8 protein-coding genes are annotated in these 6,356 nt (G+C 65.1%); 2 read left to right on the top strand and 6 right to left on the bottom strand.

The features are described from left to right. Together DM995_RS07885 and DM995_RS07880 are read left to right on the top strand one after the other, a co-directional pair. Positions 1–1,343 (top strand): SUMF1/EgtB/PvdO family nonheme iron enzyme (locus DM995_RS07885; RefSeq protein WP_116969073.1); only part of this gene is annotated, 1,343 nt, incomplete at its 5' end. A gap of 3 nt (positions 1,344–1,346) precedes the next feature. Beyond that, positions 1,347–2,999, top strand: coding sequence for a caspase family protein (locus DM995_RS07880; protein ID WP_116969072.1), 1,653 nt, complete (start codon positions 1,347–1,349; stop codon positions 2,997–2,999). Positions 3,000–3,186: 187 nt separating this feature from the next. Here the strand turns inward: DM995_RS07880 and DM995_RS07875 are convergent, their stop codons facing one another. The 6 genes from DM995_RS07875 to DM995_RS07850 all read right to left on the bottom strand — a co-directional run bounded on the left by DM995_RS07875 (position 3,187) and on the right by DM995_RS07850 (position 6,288). Beyond that, positions 3,187–3,609, bottom strand: a complete 423-nt coding sequence (locus DM995_RS07875; protein WP_023836498.1) for a Ros/MucR family transcriptional regulator — start codon at positions 3,607–3,609, stop codon at positions 3,187–3,189. Between the two features lie 157 nt (positions 3,610–3,766). Next, positions 3,767–4,423: a GNAT family N-acetyltransferase gene (locus tag DM995_RS07870; RefSeq protein WP_116969071.1), complete on the bottom strand. Its 657-nt coding sequence runs from the start codon at positions 4,421–4,423 to the stop codon at positions 3,767–3,769. A gap of 71 nt (positions 4,424–4,494) precedes the next feature. Continuing rightward, the gene (locus DM995_RS07865; RefSeq protein WP_116969070.1) at positions 4,495–4,926 is read right to left on the bottom strand and encodes a winged helix DNA-binding protein; all 432 of its coding nucleotides are present in this window, start codon (positions 4,924–4,926) and stop codon (positions 4,495–4,497) included. Further along, a complete protein-coding gene (locus tag DM995_RS07860; RefSeq protein ID WP_116969069.1) occupies positions 4,923–5,345 on the bottom strand; it encodes a hypothetical protein in 423 nt (140 codons plus the stop codon). Before DM995_RS07860 ends, DM995_RS07865 begins: the two co-directional genes overlap by 4 nt. 31 nt (positions 5,346–5,376) lie before the next feature. Further along, entirely contained in the window at positions 5,377–5,727 is a 351-nt protein-coding gene (locus tag DM995_RS07855; protein ID WP_116969068.1) for a hypothetical protein, read from the bottom strand. Between the two features lie 57 nt (positions 5,728–5,784). Further along, complete coding sequence (locus tag DM995_RS07850; protein WP_116969067.1) at positions 5,785–6,288, bottom strand: helix-turn-helix domain-containing protein; 504 nt, start codon at positions 6,286–6,288, stop codon at positions 5,785–5,787. Positions 6,289–6,356 lie beyond the last annotated feature (68 nt).

Genomic DNA, 6,356 nt, shown 5'->3' with positions numbered 1-6,356 from the left:
CCGCACAGATGGAGGCGGAGATCGCCGCCTTCCGCGCGGCGCTCGCCGCCGCCGGGCCCGAGGCGTTTGGCGTGCTCTATTTCTCGGGCCATGGCGTCGCGCTGGGGGCGGGCGGCGATGTGCAGATGGTCCCGGTGGACAGCGGCAAGAGCGATCTCGCCGCCTCCGCAAGTCTCTCGCGTTCGGCAATTACCCGCACGTTGATGTCCTCCGGCGCGCGCAACGTGCTCGTCGTGCTCGACATGTGCCGCAACGTCATCGCGCTGCCGACATTGCCGGTCGCCAGCGACGACACGGTCACCGGCGGCGCGGGCATCGAGGTGACCGGCAGCAAGGGCCTCAGGCGCGTGCTCCGATCGGCGCAGAACCCGATCCGCCCCGACCAGGGCTATCTCGTCGCCTTTTCGACCAGTGCAGACCAGTTCGCCTTCGACAACGGCATCTTCTCCAAGGTTCTCGCCGAGGAGATCCGCCGCCCGCAGCAGAATATCGCGGATGCGATGAAACGCGTGTCCGATCGCGTCGCGATGGCCAAGGCGTCGAGCTTCCAGAAGCCGACCTTCGATTACGGCCTGCAGGGCCAGCCGCCGTGCTTCGTCTCGTGCGATCCGGCGAGCGGCAACCGTTTCTACGACTGCGCCAACTGTCCGTGGATGCGCATCGTCCCCGCCGGTAGCGCGCTGGTCGGATCGCCGCCTTCCGAGCCGGGGCGCGGCAAGGACGAGCCGGCGCAGCAGCGCGTGGCCATCGCGCGCGATTTTGCACTGGGCGTGTATGAGGTCACCGTGGCCGAATGGACCGCGTGTGTGCGCGACGGGGCCTGCCCGAAGCTTTCGACCTGGGCGGCGGACAATCCCAATCCGCTGATCCCAGCGACCAGCATCAGCCATGACGATGCGCTTGCGTTCCTGGGCTGGCTGTCGCGCCAGTCGGGCAGGACTTATCGCCTGCCGACCGATGCCGAATGGGAATATGCGAGCCGGGCAGGGGCCTCGAGCGCCTTTCCCTGGGGCGATGGCATCTCGCCGTCGGACGCCAATTATGACCATACCGCGCGCTATCAGGGATCGCCGACCTCGCCCTATCGCGGCTATCCCGAGGCGGTGTCGGGCTATCCGCCCAACGGTTTCGGCCTGTACCAGATGCAGGGCAATGTCTGGGAATGGACCTCGGCGTGCCTCGATGCCGCGTGTCGCAACCGCGCGCTGCGCGGCGGATCGTTCGAGAGCGTGCCGGGCGAATTGCGATCGGCCAACCGCTTCGGCCTCGCCGCAACGAAGCGGCGCGACGATGTCGGCCTGCGCGTCGCGCGCGATCTGGAAGCCGACGAAGGCGGGGGCTGAGGCGTGCGCTGGCGCCTTCTGATCGCCGCGCTTGTGCTCGCGCTGCTGCCGGCATCGGCGGCGCAGGCAGAAACCCGCGCGATCCTGATCGGCGTATCGCGCTACCAGTCCGCCGCGATCCCCGATCTGATGGGCCCGGCCAACGACCTTTCGGCGATGGAGAGTCTGGCGCGATCGATGCAGGCAAGCGACGTGGTTTCGCTGCGCGATGGCGCGGTCAGCCGGTCGAGCGTCGAGACCGCGCTGCACGACATGGGCCTGCGCGCGCAGCCGGGTGACTGGCTATTGTTCTATTTCTCCGGCCATGGTGCGCAGGCGCTGGCGCAGAATCCCAGCGAGACGGATGGCGAATTCGACCAGTTCGTGCCGCTGCCCGGCTTCGATCCCGGCGCCCAAGACCCCGAAACCTTCATCATCGACAAGGACTTCTACGCCTGGATGAAGCGCTATCTGCCGCCCGAGGTCGCGATCCTGATGGTGGTGGACAGCTGCCATTCGGGCACGATGCATCGCGCGATCGATCCGCGCAGCTATGCCTTCACCCCGCGCATCGCGTTCCGACCGGGCGACGCGCGTGCCATCACGCTGACGGCGCGGCCCGGCCCGAGGCTGGGCGCGCTGCGCGGCGATGCGGGCGAGGCGCAGGCAGGCGCCATCCGGCGCGACGACCTTCCGAACCTCGTCTATATCGGCGCCTCGCGCGACGACCAGCTCGCGCTGGAGACCGAACTGCCGCAGGAAGGGGCACCGCAGCGCGGCGTGCTCACCTATGCGCTCGAACAGGCGTTCAGCCTGCCCGGCGCGAACGAGGCCTCGCCCATCGCCGATCTGGATGGCGACGGCCAGGTCTCGGTGGTCGAGGCCGGGTCCTACTTGAACAGCCAGGTGCGGATGCTCACCGCACAGCGGCAGGAAAGTACGCTCTTCTATCCCCAGGGCTGGGCCGAGCGGCCGCTCTTCTCGGCACTGCCCGCGCCGCGCCTCGCCTTCGATCTGCCCGCGCCGCATGTCATCATCGCCGGGCAGCCCGATGACCCGGCGATGGCGAGCAGCGCGACGACCTGGAAGCTGGCGAAAAGCTCGAACGACGCCGATTTCCTTTGGGTGCTGAGTACGCGCGAGGTGCTGCGCCGGTCGGGCGACGTCGTCGCCACCGGCATCGGCAGCACGCTCGCCTTTGCCGGAGTGATGGACAAGTGGCAGACCGTGATGAGCCTGCGCCCGCTGGTCTCCGAACTCGCCATGCGGCTGACGGTCAACCCGCTCGGATCGGACGAGCTCTATGCCGAAGGCACGCCGATCAGCATGCTGATGGAGCGCACCCGGCGCGGCGGCGCGGCGCTGCATGCCACCGTGTTCAATCTCGCCTCGGACGGGACCGTACAGCTCATCTACCCGCTCGACGCCGATGGCGCGGGCATGCTCGACAGCGCGATGCGCCAGTCGCTGATCGATACGCAAGTGGTTCCGCCTTTCGGCGTCGATCATGTCATCGCGCTGGCGACGCCAGAGCCGCCGGAAGCGCTGCGCGCGGCGCTGCGCAATGCCGATGGCCAGCGCGCATCGGCTGGCCTGGCGGGGATCATCCGCGCCGAGCTGAAACGCGCGCGCGGCAAGGGCTCGCTGTCGATTGTAGAGCTCTATACCGCGCCCTGATCCCGGCGTTCGGAGCGGGCGGACGCCGAATCCGGCACGGGCGAGAAAAGGACAAGGCGAAAAACAGAAACCGGCCAGAAACGCACGCCTGCGCGCAACAAGCCGGAGGCCCGAAACAAACAAGGGGCCGTCTCCTCCCGAAGACGCCCCCTTGCCCAGTCCGCTATGTCAGACTGAAATCAGACCATCAGGCCTTTTTCTTGCGACCGCCGCCGCGGCCCTGCTTGCCCAGGCCGATCTGCAACGCCAGTTCGCGGCGGCGCTCGGCATAATTGGGCGCGACCATCGGGTAATCCTTGGGCAGGCCCCATTTGGCGCGGTATTCATCGGGCGTCAGGTTGTAGTGAACCATTAGATGCCGCTTGAGCATGCGAAGCTTCTTGCCGTCTTCCAGGCAAACGAGATGATCGGGCTTGATCGAGGAGCGGATCGGGACCGCCGGTTCCTTCGGCGCTTCGGGTTCGGGGGCTGCGGGCTCGTTGATGCTCTGAAGCGCGGCATGGACCGAGGAAATGAGCTGTGGAATATCTGAATTGGCCACCTTGTTGTTGCTCAGATGGGCAACCACAATATCCGCAGTCAAAGAAATCAACGTTTCCACATCTTCCATAGTCGCACCTGCTTAGCCAGATTGATCCAAACTGGCGGGACTATTAGTCCGTTATGGATCAAATGCAAATGATAACTATCGGATCAGGACCGCCCGAAACGCGCCGGCCAGGCGCCGTTCCACGCGCGGGTTTGCCATCGACGGGCCCCGGCCATGCTCAATCCGAGACAGGCGCGCAGGGGCTGTCGTCGGCCGGGATATAACGGGCCAGGGCCGCGAGGATATCGTGCACGCCCTGCAACTGCGAAGTCGCGGAAATCTGCCGGATCGCGGACCGGACCGGCAAGCGGAAGCTGACAATGCCCGCCTCGCTCTCGCGCCGCTCCGCGCCGATCGAGAGAATGAAGCGGATGGCGGGGATGTTTTCGGCGAGGGTCTGCACCTCGAGCTCGCACATTGCCTCGACCTCGCAATGGATCAGCAGCACCGTGGTGAGCATGCGGGCGAGACCCAGCCCGTGATACTCGTCGAGCACGGCGACCGAGAACTCACCGGCATGCGGGTGATGCTCGCTGCGAATCGCATGCACCGCGCCGACCGCGGGATTGTCGGCGCCGTTGAGATGGATCGCTCCCCACCCGATATGGTTGTGCCCATCGGCATCGAGCAGCCGGTCGATCACGGGATCCGACGGCATCGGCTGGACCGAGAAGAATCGCATGTAGCGCGACTGTTCGGACAGCCGCTTTATGCCTTCGCGCATCCGGTCCTCATCCGATTGCCGGATCGAACGCAGGCAGATGCGCTTGCCGTCTGCGGCAACCGTCTGGATGGTTTCGTCGTGCAGATCCCGCAGGCCGGGCCTGGCCATCATGCGCTGCTCCCTGTCTGGCCGCTGCGCATGATGCCATAGTTTTGCCCGTTTGCGCAGGGCAAAGGCTCCGGTTATGCGGTGATCAGCTCGTCGCGCAGCGCATCGATCCATGTGGCCACCGCGCGAAACGCGTTCTCGGTCATGCGCAGATAGACCTTGCGATGATCGTGGCTGTCCTTTTCGCGGCGGATCAGGTCCTGTTTCGCCATGCGCTCGATATAGCGCAGCGACGTCGTGGCCGGACGGCGCGAGGCGACGCAGGCGCTGGTGACCGAAACGTCGCGCCCGGTAATGTGCCCGACGAACAGGTCGAGCAGCATGTCCCAGGCCGGATCGGACAGCAGGCTGGGTCCGGCGATGGCATCGCGCTGGGTGCGCAGCTTGAGATAGCGGCTGGCCGTTTCGGCCCGGGCCTTCCAGGGTTCGTTGGCATCCAGCAGCGGCTGGCGAGACTCTTCCTCACCGGCTTCGGGGACGAGGATGAAGCAATAGAACTGGGTCATTGGGGGGGAACCAGACGTTGGAATGCGCGGTGATCGAGATAGACCCCGGCCACCATGCTGAGCAGCAGGGGCACGACCCAGAAGGTGGCAATCGCCGAATAGATTTTCGGCAGATAATCCGGGGCGATGATCGTCGCGACATGGGTGGCTACGGTGAGCAGCTGAAAGGCGGCGATCCAAAGCGGCCAGTACCGGTCGCTGCGCAGCGCAAACACATAGGCGGCCACCAGATAGGCGGTATCGACCGCCATCAGCGGCCAATGCGTCTGCTGCCATTTCGTGTCGAGCGTCTGCGCTCCCCAGGTGAGCAGGGTCGCGACCAGGAACAGCCCGACGGCGCGCCTGCCGTCAGCTTGCCCGTGAAGCCATACAAAGCCGCAGCTCAGCAATGCGAGAAACCAGAAGATGATGGAGATCATGATGCCGGCTCATCGCATTGCTGGACTGGCGTCAATCGAAAGCGGCTTCGGATGTCCGCACATCTTCCTGGAGCGACCCGGAAAGGGGCGTTTCACCGGGGCAGCCGACGTTCATCGGGGCCTGATCGCTGCGACGCTTGACCGAATTGAAATGGCCGACAAGCTTCACCATGCTGCCCCGGGCCGAGAGGAGGTGACCGGTGCTTTCGTGGATGGTGCGCAGCGCGATCTGCGAATCGCGTGCCGGGACCTCGGAAAGCGCGTTCGCCTCCATCATGGTCACCGACAACCGTGCGGCATCGAGAATGGCACGGTCATAGCTTGCAAAGGACGAGCGGGTATCCTGGGCGACAATGCGGACGGCGTTGCCATCGATGTGCATGGGTCTTCTCCTTCTCGCACCGGGCACGGTGCACGGGTTGGCGATCCAGGCACCAGATCAGCTGAACGCCTTGAGCGCCCCTCCGAGCACCAGCGCAAAGGCCGTCGTGACGATGAGCGACAGGCCTGCGATCCGCAGGATGGTCGTCGTCTTCTGGCTTGCGTCCAGCGATGTTCTGATGCCGCCGACAGGAGGAAATCCGAGCCGCGTCTGCCACTGGCCGGTGGCTTGGGGGCCGGGCGTTTCCGCTGCCGACACCACAGGAGGTGTCACATCATTGGCCGGCTCGACAAGCGGTGCCGGTTTGAGTTCAAATGACTTGAACGCCCCGTTTTGCTGGCTTTCGAAATACCATCGCGCCGCCGTCCGCCGGTCGGGTGCACCCATGATCGTCTTGGCGCGCTGCAGATACTGGTCGACGGTCAGGTGCGTCAGGCCCAGCTTCAGCGCTATCTGCTTGGAAGTATAGCCGTCCGCGACAAGGCGCAGACAATTGACCTGAACGTCGGTCAATTCTGCTTTGGCTTGGTCCAAGATCTTGCCCCCGAAACGCCGGTACATCCACTTTGGATATCATTAACCTTCACTTCGGATATATCTCAGTTCGAGCCGGAATGGAATGATCCCGG

Source organism: Blastomonas sp. UPD001, from assembly GCF_003426715.1.
Taxonomy (GTDB): domain Bacteria; phylum Pseudomonadota; class Alphaproteobacteria; order Sphingomonadales; family Sphingomonadaceae; genus Blastomonas.
This window is presented reverse-complemented; position numbering and strand designations above follow the sequence as displayed.